The sequence below is a fragment of the Mesorhizobium sp. M1169 genome, assembly GCF_040318345.1.
GTDB lineage: Bacteria > Pseudomonadota > Alphaproteobacteria > Rhizobiales > Rhizobiaceae > Mesorhizobium.
This window is the reverse complement of sequence record NZ_JAMYME010000003.1, coordinates 287,379-305,380: the sequence shown is the minus strand read 5'-3', so window position 1 is coordinate 305,380 and position 18,002 is coordinate 287,379. Positions and strand designations below refer to the sequence as shown.

The following is an 18,002-nucleotide window of genomic DNA, read 5'->3' as shown; positions in this document are numbered from 1 at the left end:
GCTTGTGTCGCGACGCAGCGTCAAATAGCTTTCCGGCGCCGAGCGGCGGCGACTGACGGGGGGATTTTTGATGACGGGATTTGTGCAGAGCGTCGCTGCGGCGGCCCTGTTGCTGTGGACGACGGGGTTCGGCTTCGCCGCCGATCGCGTCATCGTCATTCTCGATGCCTCCGGCTCGATGTGGGCGCAGATCGACGGCAAGCCCAAGCTCGAAATCGCCCGTCAATCGCTGCGGAACGTGCTGCAATCGGTCCCGGCCGAGGAGGAAATAGGCTTCATGGCCTATGGCCATCGCGAGAAGGCCAATTGCGACGACATCGAACTCATCGTGCCACCGCAGGCAGGCTCGGCAAGTGCGATCTCAGCCGCGGCCGACAGCTTGAAATTTCAGGGCAAGACGCCGTTGACCGCCGCGGTCAAGCAAGCGGCGGAAGCATTGAAATACACCGAGGACAAGGCGACGGTCGTGCTCATCACCGATGGCATCGAGACATGCAACGGCGATCCCTGTGCGCTCGGCAAGGAACTGGAGGCTGCTGGCGTCGACTTCACCGTCAATGTCGTCGGCTTCGGCCTGACGGCGGCCGAAGGCAAGCAGATCGGTTGCCTCGCCGACAATACCGGCGGCAAATATATCGAAGCGTCGGATGAAAAGGCATTGCAGGACGCCCTCGTCGAGACCGTCGCGCCTCCGCCACCCGCCCCTGAACCGACTCCCGCCCCGCAGCCTGCTCCCCAGCCGGCGCCCGCTCAGCCGGCGGAGTCCAATTTCGTGCCCACCGTCGTGCTTGCCGAGGGTGGCGATCCCGTCACCGACGGCAATGCCTGGGAGATCTACAAGGCGAATTCCGACGGCACGCGCGGCGATCCCGTCACCACCGAATATGGCACCTACAAAGGCAATCTGGAGCCGGGCGACTATATCGTCGTCGCGCGTGCCGGCGAGGCCAGGGCCGAACAGAAGATCACAATAGAGCCTGGCCAGGTCGCCAAACCGCACTTCAACTTGAATGCCGGCACGCTGGTCATCCACCCCAGGCCGAGCGAAGGAGCGGACGTTGATGACGGCGCGGCTGTCGTAATCGGCTATCCCGGCGTCGACACCCCGGCGACCTATTACGGTGATACGAAAGTCGTGCTGCCGGCCGGTGACCAGAAGGTGACGGTCACGATCGGCCAGGGCATGGTTATCGAGACGATCCCGCTTGCCGCCGGCAGGGTCATCGACAAGGACATCATCGTCGGCGTCGGGCGTGTCGTCGCCAACGCCTATTATGCTGCCGGCGGCGACAAGGCCGAGGGTTCGGGCATCGGCTTCAAAGTGCTCCAGGCGAAAAAGAACGTCGACGGAACCAGGCAGGAGGTGACTTATGCCTACGGTCCGGACAGCAAGTTCGATCTGCCGCCCGACGATTATGTAATGGTCGCGACGGTCGACCTTGCGGTGGCCGAGCAGCCGTTCAGCGTCAAGGTTGGCGACCATCAGGATCTGAAGATCGCGATGAACGCCGGCATGCTGACGATAACCGCGCCAGGAGCCTCGAAGATCGAGATATTCGAGGCCAGGAAGGCCATCGACGGAACCCGCAAGTCGGTCGGCTACGCCTATGATCAGAAGTATCAAGCCACCCTGTCGGCCGGTGACTACGCGGTGGTTTCGGAGAAATCGGACAACAGCTCGAAGGAAGGCACGGTAACGGTCAGGGCCGGCGCGCGAGCCGAACTGACGGTTCAATAGATCCAGTGGAGAGCAGCCACTAGCCGCTCTTCCCTATTGCCGAAAAAATCATGCCGTACCGAAGGCGCTGGCGCCATGGTCGGCGCGTCCCACCAACTGCCGGAACCCGGCGAAAAGCTCGCGGCCGAAGCCGAATTCATTGCCTATGAGGTCGCTGTCCGCGGGGCGGCGCAGTGCGAAATCGCCGGCTGGCACCAGTACCTCCAGCGTCCCGGCCTCGGCGTCGAGCCTGATGATATCGCCGTCATGGATCCTGGCGATAGGCCCGTCCTCCGCCGCTTCCGGCGTCACGTGGATCGCCGCCGGCACCTTGCCTGAAGCGCCCGACATGCGGCCGTCGGTGACCAGCGCCACATGCTGGCCGCGGTCCTGCAGGATGCCGAGCACGGTGGTCAGCCTGTGCAATTCCGGCATGCCGTTGGCCTTCGGACCCTGGAACCGAATGACGGCGATGAAGTCGCCGGTCAGCGACCCCGCCGTGAACGCCTCGTTCAGGCCTTGCTGGCTGTCGAACACCTTGGCCGGCGCCTCGATGATGCGCCGCTCCGGCTTGACCGCCGATGTCTTGATGACGGCGTGGCCGAGATTGCCCGAAAGCACTTTCAGACCGCCGCTCGGCTGGAACGCCTTCTTGAACGGCGCCAGCACCTTCTCGTCCCCGCTCTCGCGCGGCGAAGCCTCGCGCACGACGCCGCCGTCGGCGCCGAGCCTGGCCTCGACCGCGTAGGGGCGCAGCCCTTCGCCCCACACCGTCTGCACATCCTCATGCAGGATGCCCGCGTCGAGCAGTTCGCGGATCAGGAAGCCGAGCCCGCCGGCGGCATGGAAGTGGTTCACATCGGCAAGGCCGTTCGGATAGACTCGCGCCAGCAGAGGCACGGCTTCCGAGATGTCGGAAATATCCTGCCAGGTAATGGCGATGCCGGCCGCCGCTGCCATGGCGATCAGGTGGATGGTGTGGTTGGTCGAACCGCCGGTGGCGTGCAGGCCGACGATACCGTTGACGATCGAGCGCTCGTCGATCATCCGCCCGACCGGCGTGTAGGCGTTGCCGAGCGCGGTGATCGCCAGCGCCCGCTTCGTCGCCTCCCTGGTCAGTGCGTCGCGCAACGGCGTGCCGGGATTGACGAAGGAAGCGCCAGGCGTGTGCAGGCCCATGATCTCCATCAGCATCTGGTTGGAATTGGCGGTACCGTAGAAAGTGCAGGTTCCCGGCCCGTGATAGGATTTTGATTCCGCTTCGAGCAGTTCGGCCCGTCCCGCCTTGCCCTCGGCATAGAGCTGGCGGATCTTGGCTTTTTCGTCGTTCGGAATGCCGGTCGTCATCGGCCCGGCCGGGATGAAGACCGCCGGCAGATGGCCGAAGGTCAGCGCCGCGATCACCAGCCCCGGCACGATCTTGTCGCAGACGCCGAGATAGACGGCGGCATCGAACATGTTGTGCGACAGGCCGATTGCCGCGGCCATGGCGATCACGTCGCGCGAGAACAGCGACAGCTCCATTCCGGGCTGGCCCTGGGTGACGCCGTCGCACATCGCCGGCACGCCGCCGGCCACCTGGGCGATGCCGCCGGCCTCGCGCGCCGCATCCTTGATCAGCGCCGGAAAGGTCTCGAAAGGCTGATGCGCCGACAGCATGTCGTTATAGGAGGTGATGATACCGAGGTTCGGCACCCGGTCGCCGCCAAGTGCCACCTTTTCGGAAGGGCTGCAGACGGCAAAGCCGTGGGCCAGGTTGCCGCAGGACAGCACGGCCCGGTTGGCGGTGCGGTTCGAGGCTTCGGCGATGCGGCCGAGATAGGCCTCGCGACCGGGCTTGGAGCGCTCACGGATGCGCTGGGTGATGGCTTCGATATCGCGTCTTGCGGTCATGGCGGTCGGTCCTTTCAGGCGAGGTCCCGCAAACACCTTCCGGCTGTTGCCGGGACCTGCAGCCAAGTTGAGATCAGGGTGCCCAGAAAACCTCTACGGGCTTTTGAGTGGCATCGAGCACGGCGCGAATGGGCTTTCGTGTTCCAGGTCCAAGCGCGGCCTCGAATGCGCTGCGTTTTTCCGCGCCCTCGATATGCAGCGCGATGAAGGCGGCATTGATGATCCGCGCCAGTGACAGCGTCAGCCGTGGCTCGCCGGCGCTTGCCGCATGAACCGGAAGCACGATCCTTTGCGACGACGGATCGAGCAATCGTGCCAGGTTGTCGGCATCCGGAAAGAACGAGGCGGTGTGGCCATCAGTTCCCATGCCGAGCACAACGACGTCGAGTGGCCAGGGCAGCAATTGCAGCGCCTCACTGTCGGAGACCGCTGCACCCTCGATACTTGCCGCGGCGTAGTAGAGCGGCACGAAATTCGCGGCGGCGGCCGCGTTCTGCAGCAGGTTGGCGGCAACCAGGCCGGCATTGGAGCGCGGCGATGAGGGCGGCACGAAGCGCTCGTCGACCAATGTTATCGTCACCTTTTCCCAGGCGATCGGAACGGTCGAAAGCGCCGCGAAGAATTTCGCCGGCGTCGTGCCGCCCGAGACCGCAAGCAGCGCCGTGCCGCGCTCGGCGATCGCCTTTGACAGACGGCCGGCGACGTGGCCGGCAAGCGCTGTCGCCAACTCCTGACGTCCGGCAAATTCGTGCCAGTTGTAGGCGCCGCCTAATTGCTCTCGTGCCATGTCCGCCCGTCGCGTTCGATCAGCGCAATCGAGGCCGAGGGACCCCATGTGCCGGCGGTGTAGCCTTGCGCCTCTTGCCTGCCGCTCTCCCAGGCGTCCTGGATCGGGTCGATCCATTTCCACGCCGCCTCGACCTCGTCGCGGCGCATGAACAGCGTCTGGTTGCCACGGATGACGTCCATGATCAGCCGCTCATAGGCATCGGGGGCGCGGCCGTCGAAGGATTGCGCAAAACTCATGTCGAGCGGAATCTGGCGCAGCCGCATGCCGCCCGGCCCCGGATCCTTGATCATGATGAACTGCTTGACGCCCTCGTCGGGCTGCAGCCTGATGACTAGCTGGTTGGCGGAAATCGGCCCGGCGCTCTCGCCGAAGATCGAATGCGGGATCGGCTTGAATTCGATGACGATCTCCGAAACGCGGGTCGCCAGCCGCTTGCCGGTTCGGAGGTAGAACGGCACGCCCGCCCAGCGCCAGTTGCCGATCTCGGCCTTGAGCGCAACGAAAGTCTCGGTGTTGCTGTTCTTGCCGAGTTCCTCGACATAGCCTTTCACCGGCCCGCCGGCCGAGGCGCCGGCACGATACTGACCGCGCACCGTGTGCTTCGGCGCTTCGTTGCCGTTGATGCGCTTCAGCGCCCGCAGCACCTTGAGCTTTTCGTCACGGACGGCATCGGCGTCCATCGACGACGGCGCCTCCATCGCGACCAGGCAGAGCAGCTGCAGCATGTGGTTCTGCACCATGTCGCGCAATGCGCCGGCCTTGTCGTAATAGGTGACGCGGTCTTCCAGGCCGACAGTCTCGGCCACGGTGATCTGCACATGATCGACATTGGCGGAATTCCAAAGCGGCTCGTAGAGCGCGTTGGCAAAGCGCAGCGCCATCAAATTCTGGACCGTCTCCTTGCCGAGATAGTGGTCGATGCGGAAAATCTGGCTTTCATGGAAGTCGTCGCCGACCAGGTCGTTGAGCGCGCGCGCCGAAGCGAGATCGCGGCCAATCGGCTTTTCCAGCACAATGCGCGAATTCGGCGTGATCAGCCCGTGCTCCTTCAGCTTGTGCGAGATGTCGCCGAACAGCGCCGGTGCCACAGCCAGATAGAAAGCGCGGATGTGTTCGCTGTCGCCGATCGCCTTCTTCAGCCTGTCGAAGCCGGCACCTGTGGTTGCATCTGCCGGGATATAGGAGAGCCGCGCGAGGAACGTCTTCAGTTCCGTGGCGTCGATATCCTCCGGTTTTACATGATCGGCAATCGCCTGCCTGGCGAACGACTGGAATTCCTCGTCGGTCATCTTCGAACGCGATGTGCCGATGATGCGCGTCGGCTCGGAAAACTGGTGGTCGCGCTGCCGGTGGTACAGCGACGGCAGAAGCTTACGTTCCGACAGGTCGCCGGTGCCGCCGAAAATGATGAAGTCGAAAGGGTCGACGGGAATGATCTGGCTGGTCATGGTCTGTCCGCTGTGACGCCGGTCGCGATAACGCGGCTGATATAATCTAATCGATTTAAACTTGCCAGTGCCATTGCGTCACATCCGCGTGTGCTCTTGACACCGGCGCTGGCCGGAGGCTTGTCGGCAAGCGATGCTTCCGGAGCCTTCGCAGTTGCAGCATAGAGCCGGATGGCAGCGAAAGCCAAAGGAGAAATCGTCAATGGACGCACATCTTTCGATGGCCTGGCCAAACGCGTCATCGATCGCTTTCAACGATGAGTGAGAAAAGCATGCGCCTCAAAAATAAGGTCGCAATCATCACTGGCGCTGCCTCGGGCTTTGGCGAGGGCATGGCCAGGCGCTTTGCCGAGGAGGGCGCGCGGGTAGTCGTCGCCGATCTGAACGCCAAGGGCGCAGAGCGCGTTGCCGGCGAGATCGGCGAAAAGGCGATCTGGACCCAGACCGACGTCTCGCTGCGGTCCGAATTCGACGACATGGTCAATGCCGCAATGAGCGCCTTCGGCCGCATCGACATCATGGTCAACAACGCCGGTTACACCCATCGCAACGGTGACATGCTGGAAGTCGACGAAGCGACCTTCGACCTGATCACATCAGTCAACATGAAGGCGATCTACCACGCAGCGCTTGCAGTGGTGCCGGTCATGGAACGGCAAGGCGGTGGCGTCATCCTGACGACGGCCTCCACGGCCGGTATCAGGCCGCGGCCTGGCCTCACCTGGTACAATGCATCGAAGGGCTGGGCGATCACCGCGACCAAATCGATGGCGGTGGAACTCGCGCCGAAGAACATCCGCGTCAACTGCCTCTGCCCAGTTGCCGGCGAGACCGGCATGCTCGCGAAATTCATGGGCGCCGACACACCCGAGATCCGCGAGAAGTTCCGCGCGTCGATCCCGCTCGGCCGGCTTTCGACGCCGCTCGACATAGCCAATGCCGCGCTTTGGCTTGCTTCGGACGAAGCGGCTTTCATCACTGGCGTGGCGCTGGAAGTCGACGGCGGACGTTGTATTTGAACGGCCGGGGCCTCCGGCGGAGGACTGGCTGACGGCGAGCGACCCGCAATCGCTCTGCCGGCCCTACGCCCCGGTTTTGACGTAGCTCTTGTAAATCCAGCCGCGCTTGCCGTTGTAGACGATCTGGCACCATTGCTTGCAGCTCATCACTTGCACCGAGGTCTTGGCCGGCACGGTGAGAATGGCGGCCGCATTCTTTTTTGGGCCGGTGCGCATGGTGACGGATCTCAGGATGCGTCCGGTACCGGCAGTATTGGCTCTTCCGGAATTTGCCTTGGTGCTGTTGTCGTCTTCGCTCGCGGTCTGCGTCGGCAGTTGCGGCTTGGGCGTGGGGATGGCGGCGGTCTGCGCGCCATCGGGCCCGCTGTTTTTCGTTGAGCTGCCGGGAGCCGCGACCTTGGCAAACAATGCCGCAGCGTCGGGTTTTGCTGCCGGGTCGGCGAATGCCACCGAAGCAGACGATTTATCGGTCGCCTGCTCGGTCTGGCTTGCCAGCTGGTCGGACGCTGCCGTGGCGGCGGCCGATGCCGTCTTTGGCCCTGTCCAGCGCGGATCGTTGGGAGCCAGCGCTGGTATCTCGGCTTCCGCCGCGGCCACCGCTGGGGAAACCGCATCTGCCTTGCCCGTCGTCCGCGGCGCCGCAGCAACCTTGGCAGGCATGATCTTCGTCGTCTTGACCGGGATGGTCGGAACGATCTGCTCAGGACTTGCGGCCGCTTGTCGCTCATTTGCCGGCAATGCCAGCCACAGTGCCACCGCGGCAACGCCGAGCAGTGCGACCGTGCCAAGCGCGGCTATCACCAGATGCGCGTTCGACCGGACCCCGTGCCAGAACGTCGGCCGCATATCGTAACCGAATTGCATCGCAAGGCGCCGTCGTTCCGGCGCGCCGAAACTGAAGGGCTCTCTCACACTTGCCACCTCCATTTGCGGGCCGATGTTCTTACGACCCATGCCGGAGAGCCGGCATTTCGATCGGCATCGGTCCCAAACCAAAAGCGGGCAGGCCCGCAAAAATTCCCCGTTCAGCTGCCCACGAGCATCATCTTTCGCCCGCGATTGTGGCATCACTGCGCCCTTGGCGGGAATTCTGCGCCCCGGTTAAGGATTCTGCAACGTCTGGTTAGATCCTGTCCCGCAACGCGTACCAGTTGAGCGCAAGGAAGAGCAGTGGCGCGCGCAAACGCCGGCCGCCGGGGAAGGGTGGAATTTTCAGGTCCTCGATCAGCTTCAGCCGGTCGCGGTTGCCGGCGACCGTCTCGGCATAAAGCTTGCCGAAAAAGTTCGACAGCATGACGCCGTGGCCGGAATAACCGCCGATCGAGGTCACATTGGGCATCACTTCGCGCACGAACGGCTTTCTCGGCACGGTGATGCCGACGTAGCCGCCCCAGCCATGAGTGATCTCGACGTCCTTCAGTGCCGGATAGATCTCGGCAATCTGCCGGCGGATGTGGATGTGGATGTCCTTGGGATCGTTGACCGCATAGATCTCGCGCCCGCCAAACAGCAGCCGCCCATCCTTCGATTTGCGGAAATAGCGCACGACGAAGCGCGAATCGTCGACCGCCTCGCCACCCGGCAGTATTTTGGAATCGGCTCCCAGCGGTACCGTCGCGCCGATGAAGGAGCCGATCGGCATAATATGCGCGGCACTCACCGGTTCGAGCGTGCCGCCATAGGCGTTGACCCCGATCAGGCATTTAGCGGCGGTGATCGTGCCCTTCGGCGTCACAACCCTGACCTTGCCGCCGCCGGAGGTGATGCCGGTCGACGGCGTCTGCTCGAAAAGCTTTGCGCCGGCCTCTGCCGCCACCTTTGCGGTGCCGATGACCAGTTTCAGCGGATGGATGTGGCCGGTGCCGGTGTCGCGGGTGCCGCCGAAATAATGCGTCGAGCCCAGCCGCTCGGCTGTCTCCGCGGCATCCATGAATGAGATGTGCGGATAGCCGAAACGGCTCGCCATGATCTCGGCATGCGCCTTGTAGTCGTCGACATAGCGCTTCTTGTGCGCCACCGACATCTGGCCGGGCATATAGTCGATCTCGATCTGGTGCATCGCGGCAAAGTCGAGCAGATGCGCCTTAGCCTCTTCGGCAAGGTCGAACAGCGCCTTGGCGCGGGAAAAGCCGTATTCCGCTTCCAGTTCCTCTGCCCAGGCCCGTTGTCCGGTGCCGAGCTGGCCACCATTGCGGCCCGATGCGCCGTCACCGAAACGATGCGTTTCGATAAGCACGACATCCGCGCCTGTCTTGGCGAGATGAGCCGCCGCCGACAGACCGGTAAAGCCGCCGCCGACAATCACCACATCGCATGTCCGGTCGCCGTCGAGCGCCGGATATTCGGGCCTTGGCCTGGCCGTGTCTTCGTACCAGGAGCGGCCGGGGGAGATTGGGGATTGGTAGGTCATGATGCTCGGCTAGGGCAGTAGGGCAGTAGGGCAGTAGGGCAGTAGGGCAGTAGGGCAGTAGGGCAGTAGGGCAGTAGGGCAGTAGGTGTCTATTCAGCCGACAGCTTGCGGATCAGAAGCCGCAAGAGCTTTCCTACGCTCTCGCTGTGGGGCATCAATGACTCGACCGCCTCGCGAGAGGTAATTCCAACCCTTTGCGCGATTAAAAGGTGTGTCTCCAGTTCCTTGAGTGATCCCTGGGCGATCCTGAGAAACTGCTGGTAGGAAGCTCGGCTTTCTCGGCCGTAACCCTCGGCGATGTTGGCGGGCACCGACGTTGCTGCCCGACGCACCTGACCCGTCAGCCCGTAGATCTCGTCTTTCGGCCAAGTCCTTGTCACCTGGTAGATTGCAACTGTTAGGTCCATGGCTTGCTGCCAAACGATCAGATCCCTGTACGATGCGATCTTGTCCGTCATCCTTGCCCTACTGCCATATTGCCCTACTCCCCTACTCCCCTACTCCCCTAATCCCCTACTCCCCTACTCCCCTACTCCCCTACTACACATTCAGCAGCAAATACTCCCTCTCCCACGGGCTGATCACTTCCATGAAGGTCTCGAATTCCGCTCGCTTGATCGCCGCATACGTGGCGGCAAATGACTTGCCGAGCAGCGCGCCGAGTTCTTCGTCAGCCTCGAACAGGTCGACGGCTTCGAGCAGGCTGCGCGGCAGGTCGATCTGGTCCTCGTTGGCGGTCGTCAGAACCGGCGGCTCGGCCTTGATCTTGTTGGTCATGCCGATCAGTCCGCAGGCAAGCGATGCCGCCAGCGCCAGATAGGGATTGGCGTCGGAGGAGGGGATGCGGTTTTCGACGCGCCGCGCCGCCGGGTCGGAGCGGGGCACGCGGAAGGCCGTGGTGCGGTTGTCGTAGCCCCATTTGTTGTTGACCGGCGCCGAGGCCGACTGCGTCAGCCGCCGGTAGGAATTGACATAGGGCGCAAACATCACCAGCGCGTTGGGCACATGTTTCTGCATGCCGCCGATGAAGTGGAAGAAGGCGTCGGTCTCCGAGCCGTCCTCCGCCGAAAAGACGTTCTTGCCGGTCTTCTTGTCGATGATCGACTGATGGATATGCATGGCCGAACCGGGCTGCCCTTGGATCGGCTTGGCCATAAACGTGGCGTAGATCTCGTGCTTGAGCGCCGCCTCGCGGATGGTTCGCTTGAACATGAACACCTGGTCGGCGAGCTCGATCGGATCGCCGTGACGCAGATTGATTTCGAGCTGGCCGGCGCCCTCCTCGTGGATCAGCGTGTCGATCTCCAGGCCCTGGCTTTCGGAGAAATGGTAGATGTCGTCGATCAATTCGTCGAATTCGTTAACCCCGGCGATCGAATAGCCGGCGCCGCCGCCGATCGGCCGCCCCGATCGACCTACCGGCGGGGTCAGCGGATAGTCCGGATCGGGGTTCTTGCGCACCAGGTAGAACTCGATCTCGGGTGCCACGACCGGCCTCAGTCCACGCTTGTCATAGGCGGCAAGCACGCGCTTCAGCACGTTGCGCGGCGTGAACTCGACCGAGCGGCCGTCCTGATGGACGAGGTCGCAGATAACCGCCGCAGTAGGGTCCTCCTCCCACGGCACCACCGTCAGCGTCGAGAGGTCAGGCATCAGCTTGAGGTCGCCGTCGTCCTCCGGATAGTGGAAGCCGTTGCCGTCCTCCGGATAGCCGCCGGAAATCGTTGTCATGAACACCGCCGAAGGCAGCGCCAGCGAGGTGTTGGAGGTGAACTTCTTCGATGGCATCATCTTGCCGCGCGCAACCCCGGCCTGGTCGGGTGTGATGCATTCGATATCTTCGATGCCGCGCCATTCCAGCCAGGCGCTGACTTCCTTCCAGTTCTTGACGCCACGTTGGTTTTTCACGAAGGCAGGCGTGCGGGCGCGTCCTCCGCGGCTCGACGGACGGACTTCCTTTTTTGCAGGCGGCATCAATCACCAGATTTGTTGCAGATTGTGGAGTATAGCCGTTGCCGGCGACGAAAGGGAAGGGGAGCCGGCTGGCGTCCGCCTCGACTAGCCGGGGAAACACAACGACTTCCGGATAAAAACATCCTGGTCTAGGGTCGGCGTCCCGCAACGCCGCAATTGAAGACGTCGAATGCAACACAGCCGCAAACTGACAACGATCGGCTTCGATGCCGACGACACGCTGTGGCAGAACGAACAGTTCTTCCGCATGACCGAGCAGCGCCTCTCCGCGCTGCTCGCCGACCACGCCGAGGAGGATCGGATTTCGGCAAGATTGCTGGAGGCCGAGAAGCGCAGCCTCGCGGTCTACGGCTTCGGCATCAAGGGATTTACGCTGTCGATGATCGAGACGGCGATCGAGGTCACCGAAGGCCAGGTGCCTGCCTCAACCATTGCTGAAATTCTCGCCGCGGGCCGCGAGATGCTCAGCCATCCGATCGAGCCGCTTCCCCATGCGCGCGAGACCGTGGAAAAGTTGGGCGGCGCTTACCGCCTGGTGCTGATCACCAAGGGCGACCTGTTCGACCAGGAACGCAAGCTCGCGCAATCCGGCCTGGGCGAGCTGTTCCATGCGGTCGAAATCGTCAGCGACAAGAGCGCGGCCACGTATACCCGCATCTTCAGCCGCCACGGCGACGGCCCGGAAAAGGGTATGATGGTCGGCAACTCGCTCAAGTCGGACGTCGTGCCGGCCATCGAAGCCGGCAGTTGGGGCATCCACGTTCCGCATGAGCTCACCTGGGTGCTGGAACATGTCGAGCCGCCGGTCTCGGCACCACGCTTTCGCCAGATAGCCAATCTCGGTGAACTGCCGGGCTTGATCGAGCATATCGGCGAGATTGATTGATCAGGTCTGCAGCCGAGGCATCGCGGCAGGCGTCAGTTGCGGCTAATTCCGATCAACCGGTCGATCACCGGCTGCAGCCGTTCGGTGGTGATCGGCTTGACGACCACTGCGTCGATGACGCTGGACAGGCCCAGGCTCTCCGGCGTGCCGGTCTTGACTGAAAGCAGGATCACCGACGGAAGCGATCTGCCTGACGCCCTTCGCAGTGCATCGATACCCGACAGCAAGGCGTCGCAGTCCCCGTTCTCCGCACCGCCGTCGAGAACGACAGTGCCGGGAATCAGCGCGTGCAAGGCCTTTGCCGCGGTTTCGGGAGTTTCCGAGATCGGTTTGAGGCCGGACCGCTCGACGATCTTTGAAACCACGACCCGGTTGATCGGTGATTTTCCGACCACCAGCACCCGCGAGAAATCCGGGAGCATCCGCGTCTCCATGTCCCGGCTGACGAAAGGCAGCTGTTTTGCAGTCTCGATGTCGCGATTCGCAGGGCACATGGCGGGGCAGGCCGTTGTTCAATGTTTCAATGCAGGGTTGAAACTCGAGAGGTAATTGGCGTGAGATCACTGCTCATGTCAAGCTCAAATGGCGTATCAGGAGAATATCGCAAGAAACATTAAAATTAAAATTAAATGCTTTTCTTTGCCGCCGCTCGAAAGGAGAAGTCGCCACCACAACCGGGCAGGCTCAGCTAAGTTTGGCTGTGCAGCGCGAACGCGTCAACTAGCAGCTATAGCCAGATTGACGAAAGGTTGGATGAAGTCGAGGCAAGTCTGTCGCGAGCTTGTCGCATCGCCTCGCCGGACTACCCTTCCTCGTTGGCTACACACGTCTCTTTGATCGACGGGAGATGACAATGGAACTCGTGACTCACAAGAAATTCAAAAATGGCCGGTTGATGCCATGGGGAAAGGGTACGGTCGTTACCGGCGCAAAGGGGTTTGTCTACCTTTCTGGAAACACCGCGACGGCCGAGGACTACGATCCGATCGGCAAAAGCGGCGGCGGCGCGGTCGGCGGTGCGGCCGCGCAGTGGCGCGCAATTCTCACCAACATCAAATCAGATCTGGAAGAGCTTGGCACTGCGCTCGAGCATCTCATCCGGCTGACCTTCTTTGTTAAGGGGCCATTTCCCGATGGCGGCGTTCTGAGCTCTCCCAATTTTCGCCTGGACGTCTTGGACGAATTCTTTGCCGAGCACTGCCCGAAGCACTGCAGCTACAACAACCCGCCGCCCTCGGAAGTTATCGGCGTTGCAGCACTTGCGCAGCCTGATCTTGTCATTGAAATCGTTGCACTAGCGGCTCTGCCGAACTAGGCAGAGCCGCGGCGTGCGGGGTGCGATAACATGCGCTCAAAAAAGGCGCGGTGCGGTAGAATTCATCAGTCGTGGCTCCGTTGCGTGACGATGACCGGGATCAGCAGATCGCCCCAGTTGCCATCGCCGCCATGGTGCCGTGCCGAGCGCACCAGTTCGACCGAGACGCCGGCCTCGACCGCCTTCATTACCGACTGATTGAGCCTGTGCAGATCGTTCGCCAGCATGCGGATGGTCGCCTGCTGGTCGACATTCATGCTGGTGGCCTGCTCTTCGGCCCGTTCCTTGACGCGGCTTATCGATGCCATTGGTCTTCTCCCTGTGTTGCCTTGCCTGTTGTGTTGCCATGCCCGCTTGGGCGTTCCCTCTGTTTGTCTGCTGTTCCGCTATTCCGCCGCCGGCCTGAATTGGGCGTGCTCGGTCGATCCATGCATGGCCGTGGTCGAGGACTGGCCACCGGTGATCGCCATTGAGACGGCGTCGAAATAGCCGGTGCCGACCTCGCGCTGGTGCTTGGTGGCGGTGTAGCCATTGGCTTCCGCGGCGAATTCCGCCTCCTGCAGTTCCGAATAGGCTGCCATCTGCCGCTCCTTGTAGCCGCGGGCGAGCTCGAACATGCCGAAATTGAGCTGGTGGAAACCGGCCAGCGTAATGAACTGGAACTTGTAACCCATGGCGCCGAGTTCCTTCTGGAATTTCGCAATCGTCGCGTCATCGAGATTCTTCTTCCAGTTGAAAGACGGCGAGCAATTATAGGCAAGCAGCTTGCCCGGATGATGCTTGCGCACGCCCTCGGCAAACGTCCTGGCCTGCGCCAGATCGGGCTTGGAAGTCTCACACCAGATCAGGTCCGCATAGGGCGCATAGGCGACGGCGCGAGCGATGCAGGGCTCGATGCCGTTGCTGACATGGTAGAAGCCCTCCGCCGTGCGGCCGGCGCCATAATCGACGAAGGGCCGGTCGCGTTCGTCGATGTCGGAGGTCAAGAGCTTTGCCGCTTCAGCGTCGGTGCGCGCCACGACCAGCGTCGGCGTGCCCATGACGTCGGCGGCAAGCCGCGCCGCGTTGAGGTTGCGGATGTGTGCGGCGGTCGGGATCAGTACTTTGCCGCCGAGATGGCCGCATTTCTTCTCCGAAGCCAGCTGGTCCTCGTAATGGACACCGGCCGCACCCGCCTCGATGAACGCCTTCATGATCTCGAAGGCGTTGAGCGGCCCGCCGAAGCCGGCTTCGGCATCGGCGACGATCGGCGCGAACCAGGTGTCGACCGACAGCCCCTTGCCTTCCGAAGTCTCGATCTGGTCGGCGCGCTGTAAGGTGCGGTTGATGCGCTTGACCAGCTCGGGCGCCGCATTGGCGGGATAGAGCGACTGGTCCGGGTACATGGCGGAAGCGGTGTTGGCATCTGCGGCGACCTGCCATCCCGACAGATAGATCGCTTTCAGCCCCGCCCGCACCTGCTGCATCGCCTGGTTGCCCGACATGGCACCCAGCGCGTTGACGAAATCCTCTTCATGGATGAGCTGCCACAGCCGGTTTGCCCCCATTTCGGCGAGGCTCTGCCGGATCTGCACCGAGCCGCGCAGCCGCTTCACCTCCTCCGGCGAATAGGGCCGTTCGATGCCATCAAAGCGGCCTTGCGGCGCCGACGGGACAAGGTTGTAAAAGTCGGTCATTGGTCACTCCAGGCGGTTTTGATGCCGGTTTTCGGAAGGCGTCGCAGAGGAAAAATGCGTGCGCCATGTGTGACATCATTTACATGCCGGCACGATGCAAGCGAGGTAAACCTCCAGGTTAGCCAGAAAATAAGAGAAAACCTGTGTTGTGTTTGACTGATGAGAGCTGTAAATTTGTCATGATTGTAAAACGCCGCCATGCCATCAGCGGATGTAAATTTCTGTCAAGGGCAGTCGATTGGCCGACCACAAAATCTTTGCCGGGCCGCGCATTCGTCGCATCCGCAACGCCAAGGGGCTGACCCAGACGGCGATGGCCGAAGGGCTCGGCATCTCGCCGTCCTATCTCAATCTCATCGAGCGCAACCAGCGGCCGCTGACGGTGCAACTGATCCTGAGACTGGCAACTGTCTACAAGGTCAACCCGCACGAATTGCAAGGCGAGGCGAGGGGGTCGGTTGCCGACTTGAAGGAAGTGTTTTCAGATCCGTTGCTGGCCGGCGAACTGCCGGGCGACCAGGAACTCATCGAGCTTGCCGAGGCGGCGCCCAACGCCTCCGCTGCCGTCATAAAGCTGTTTCGCGCCTATCGCGAGCAGGCCGAGCGATTGTCGGATATCAACGAGCTGCTCGCGCGTGAGGGCAAGGCCACCGCCCTCTCCGGTGCCAGGCTGCCGATCGACGAGGTGCATGAGATTTTCGAACGCCGGCCGAACCATTTTGCCGCGCTCGAAGAGGAAGCCGAGGCATTCACGTCGGTGCTCGATCCCGGCGACGATCTGTTCAGTGCGTTGAAGGCTTGGCTGCGGCGTGAATTCGGCATCGTCGTCAAGGTACTGCCGGTCGCCACCATGCCCAACTGGCGGCGTCGCTATGACCGTCACTCGCAGCGCCTGTTCCTGTCCGAGCGGCTGTCGCCATTCGATCAACTGCGCGAGGTGGCGATGGAGGCCTGCCTGATCCGCATGAGCGTCGCTGTCGCCGCCGAGATCCAGGTGCTGAAGCTGACCACCGACGAAGCCCGCCGGCTGGCGCGTTTCGAGCTCGGCCGCTATGCCGCGCACGCGCTGATGATGCCCTATCAGCCTTTTCACGCGGCGGCGGTCCGCGCCCGCTATGACATCGACATGTTGCGGTCGCGCTTCGGCGTTTCGTTCGAGCAGGCGGCCAACCGGCTGACCACCCTGCAGCGGCCGGGTGCGCTGGCTGTGCCGTTCTTCATGCTCGAGGTCGACAATGCCGGCAATCGCTTCCGCAAGGCGGGCAGCCACGGCTTTCCGCAAAGCCGCTTCGGCGGCGGCTGTCCGAAGCTGCCGGTCCATGCCGCCTTCGCTCAGCCCGGCCAGATCCTGGTCGAGGCAGTGGAAATGCCAGATGGCGCAGCGTTTCTCTGCATTGCCCGCACGCTCGAGGGGCCGCAGGGCTCGTTTGCCGAGCGCCCGCGGCGCACGGCGCTGTTGCTCGGCTGCGACATCGGTTTTCGCGACGAGGTCGTCTATGGAGCGGCATTGCCGGGGCCGGCCGCCATCGGCAAGACCGGACAGAGCGCCGCTGCGCTGGCTACGCCGGTCGGCCCTGCCTGCCGGCTGTGCGAACGCATCGGCTGCCTCGCCCGCGCCGAGCCACCCGTTACACGTCCGCTCGGCCTCGACGAGATGGTCACGGGACTGTCGGCGTTCGATTTCCAGTGATTCGGCTCCAGCAATATTGCGGCTGAATCTTCGACCAAAGGACCTCATCTGTTCCTGCGGCGGCAACCAGTAAGCTGGTTCGCGGTTGCCGGCCAAAATATTGGTTCGGCCAAAATATTGATTCAGCCGAATATTGATTCAGCATTGACGGTACGGTATCAAAAAAAAGAACTGCGCAACGGTCGGGGGATCAATGATGGGCAGGACAGTTTTTTGGCTTGGCTTGGCGCTCGCGTTTTCCACCGATCCCGCATTGGCTGAAAAGTCCTCGGATTTCTTCAAGTCCTATCAACAGTATAATGATGCCGGCAAGGCGTTCCTGGACAAGATCGATCCGAAGACCGGCGCGATAAATCTTGCCGAAGGCATCCATCTCGACCTCAAGGACAAGTTCTATTTTCTGGACAAGAAGGACACGCTCTCCGTCCTCACCGAAGCCTGGGGCAATCCGCCCGACTCTGGTTCCGATGCCCTCGGCATGATCTTTCCAGTCTCCCATGATCCCATTGCCGACAACAATTGGGGGATAGAGCTGCGCTGGGAAAAGATCGGTTACGTCGACGACAGCGACGCCGCGTCCATCGATTACAATGAACTGCTGCGCAACATGCAGTCAGACACTCTGTCCGGCAACGATCAGAGGGTAAAGGATGGCTATGCGCCCATTACGCTGATCGGCTGGGCGTCGCCGCCGGTTTATGACGCGGCCCACAAGCGCCTGCACTGGGCCAAGGAGCTGCAATTTGGCAACGATGCCGCCCATACGCTCAACTACGACGTCCGTTTCCTTGGCAGGGAGGGCGTCTTCGTGATGAGCTATATCGCGACGGTGGAACAATTGCCGGAGATAAGGCAAAGCCTGGATGAAGTGCTTGGCCTCGCGGACTTCAATACCGGCAAGACATACGCTGATTTCGTGCCGGGCGTCGATACTGTTGCGGCGATTGGCGTCGGTGGCCTGATTGCCGGCAAGCTGGCGGCGAAAGCAGGTTTTCTGGTCGTGGCGCTGATCGCGCTGAAAAAGTTTGGCCTGCTCCTGCTGGTTCCGCTGGCCGGTCTCTGGCGCTTTATCCGCGGCAATAGGGGCACGTCGTAAAGCCATCGTCGACCGGTCGCCTCGGATCATCGCCGGGCGAGGGCGATGCGCCCTCATCAGTGCGCCAAACGGAACATCGAACTGGATC

General features: G+C 62.3%; 16 protein-coding genes. 6 read left to right on the top strand and 10 right to left on the bottom strand.

The window, feature by feature from the left end:
* The first annotated feature begins 70 nt into the window (after nucleotides 1-70).
* Complete coding sequence (locus NKH41_RS05060) at nucleotides 71-1,738, top strand: vWA domain-containing protein (protein ID WP_352768095.1); 1,668 nt, start codon at nucleotides 71-73, stop codon at nucleotides 1,736-1,738.
* 48 nt (nucleotides 1,739-1,786) lie between these two features.
* On the opposite strand, the gene edd is transcribed toward NKH41_RS05060, so the two are convergent.
* The 3 genes from edd to zwf form a co-directional block, all read right to left on the bottom strand.
* Nucleotides 1,787-3,610: a phosphogluconate dehydratase gene (gene edd / locus NKH41_RS05055; RefSeq protein WP_352768098.1), complete on the bottom strand. Its 1,824-nt coding sequence runs from the start codon at nucleotides 3,608-3,610 to the stop codon at nucleotides 1,787-1,789.
* A 73-nt stretch (nucleotides 3,611-3,683) separates the two neighbouring features.
* On the bottom strand, nucleotides 3,684-4,397 hold the full coding sequence (gene pgl, locus NKH41_RS05050) for a 6-phosphogluconolactonase (RefSeq protein ID WP_352768101.1): 714 nt from the start codon (nucleotides 4,395-4,397) through the stop codon (nucleotides 3,684-3,686).
* The gene (zwf, locus tag NKH41_RS05045) at nucleotides 4,379-5,848 is read right to left on the bottom strand and encodes a glucose-6-phosphate dehydrogenase (RefSeq protein ID WP_352472717.1); all 1,470 of its coding nucleotides are present in this window, start codon (nucleotides 5,846-5,848) and stop codon (nucleotides 4,379-4,381) included. The genes pgl and zwf overlap by 19 nt, the downstream gene beginning before the upstream one ends.
* 272 nt (nucleotides 5,849-6,120) lie before the next feature.
* On the opposite strand from zwf, the gene NKH41_RS05040 reads away from it, so the two are divergent.
* Nucleotides 6,121-6,867, top strand: a complete 747-nt coding sequence (locus NKH41_RS05040; protein ID WP_352541756.1) for an SDR family oxidoreductase — start codon at nucleotides 6,121-6,123, stop codon at nucleotides 6,865-6,867.
* Between the two features lie 63 nt (nucleotides 6,868-6,930).
* On the opposite strand, the gene NKH41_RS05035 is transcribed toward NKH41_RS05040, so the two are convergent.
* From NKH41_RS05035 to NKH41_RS05020, 4 genes are all read right to left on the bottom strand, one after another.
* Nucleotides 6,931-7,731 carry an SH3 domain-containing protein gene (locus NKH41_RS05035; protein WP_352472716.1) on the bottom strand — a complete coding sequence of 267 codons (801 nt, stop codon included), beginning with the start codon at nucleotides 7,729-7,731 and terminating at the stop codon, nucleotides 6,931-6,933.
* A gap of 259 nt (nucleotides 7,732-7,990) precedes the next feature.
* Complete coding sequence (locus NKH41_RS05030; RefSeq protein ID WP_352768104.1) at nucleotides 7,991-9,277, bottom strand: NAD(P)/FAD-dependent oxidoreductase; 1,287 nt, start codon at nucleotides 9,275-9,277, stop codon at nucleotides 7,991-7,993.
* Nucleotides 9,278-9,366: 89 nt separating this feature from the next.
* A complete protein-coding gene (locus NKH41_RS05025; protein WP_352502066.1) occupies nucleotides 9,367-9,735 on the bottom strand; it encodes a four helix bundle protein in 369 nt (122 codons plus the stop codon).
* Nucleotides 9,736-9,817: 82 nt separating this feature from the next.
* Nucleotides 9,818-11,251: a glutamine synthetase family protein gene (locus NKH41_RS05020; protein ID WP_023677442.1), complete on the bottom strand. Its 1,434-nt coding sequence runs from the start codon at nucleotides 11,249-11,251 to the stop codon at nucleotides 9,818-9,820.
* Between the two features lie 169 nt (nucleotides 11,252-11,420).
* Here NKH41_RS05020 and NKH41_RS05015 point away from each other — a divergent pair, with 169 nt between their 5' ends.
* Nucleotides 11,421-12,137 (top strand): HAD family hydrolase, encoded by a 717-nt coding sequence (locus tag NKH41_RS05015; RefSeq protein WP_352932192.1) that lies wholly within the window; start codon nucleotides 11,421-11,423, stop codon nucleotides 12,135-12,137.
* A 32-nt stretch (nucleotides 12,138-12,169) separates the two neighbouring features.
* Here the strand turns inward: NKH41_RS05015 and NKH41_RS05010 are convergent, their stop codons facing one another.
* A complete protein-coding gene (locus NKH41_RS05010) occupies nucleotides 12,170-12,559 on the bottom strand; it encodes an ANTAR domain-containing protein (protein ID WP_352577535.1) in 390 nt (129 codons plus the stop codon).
* Nucleotides 12,560-12,984: 425 nt separating this feature from the next.
* Between NKH41_RS05010 and NKH41_RS05005 the strand changes: the two genes are divergently transcribed.
* The gene (locus NKH41_RS05005; protein ID WP_352932190.1) at nucleotides 12,985-13,452 is read left to right on the top strand and encodes a RidA family protein; all 468 of its coding nucleotides are present in this window, start codon (nucleotides 12,985-12,987) and stop codon (nucleotides 13,450-13,452) included.
* Nucleotides 13,453-13,517: 65 nt separating this feature from the next.
* Here NKH41_RS05005 and NKH41_RS05000 read toward each other — a convergent pair whose 3' ends face one another.
* Both NKH41_RS05000 and aceA read right to left on the bottom strand, forming a co-directional pair.
* Nucleotides 13,518-13,760, bottom strand: a complete 243-nt coding sequence (locus NKH41_RS05000; RefSeq protein ID WP_023719402.1) for an SMc00767 family acetate metabolism repressor — start codon at nucleotides 13,758-13,760, stop codon at nucleotides 13,518-13,520.
* Between the two features lie 78 nt (nucleotides 13,761-13,838).
* Nucleotides 13,839-15,128: an isocitrate lyase gene (gene aceA, locus NKH41_RS04995; protein ID WP_352680808.1), complete on the bottom strand. Its 1,290-nt coding sequence runs from the start codon at nucleotides 15,126-15,128 to the stop codon at nucleotides 13,839-13,841.
* Between the two features lie 238 nt (nucleotides 15,129-15,366).
* Here aceA and NKH41_RS04990 point away from each other — a divergent pair, with 238 nt between their 5' ends.
* Both NKH41_RS04990 and NKH41_RS04985 read left to right on the top strand, forming a co-directional pair.
* Nucleotides 15,367-16,818, top strand: coding sequence for a helix-turn-helix domain-containing protein (locus NKH41_RS04990; RefSeq protein ID WP_352768109.1), 1,452 nt, complete (start codon nucleotides 15,367-15,369; stop codon nucleotides 16,816-16,818).
* A 196-nt stretch (nucleotides 16,819-17,014) separates the two neighbouring features.
* Nucleotides 17,015-17,914 carry a DUF2167 domain-containing protein gene (locus tag NKH41_RS04985; RefSeq protein WP_352932186.1) on the top strand — a complete coding sequence of 300 codons (900 nt, stop codon included), beginning with the start codon at nucleotides 17,015-17,017 and terminating at the stop codon, nucleotides 17,912-17,914.
* Nucleotides 17,915-18,002: the final 88 nt, after the last annotated feature.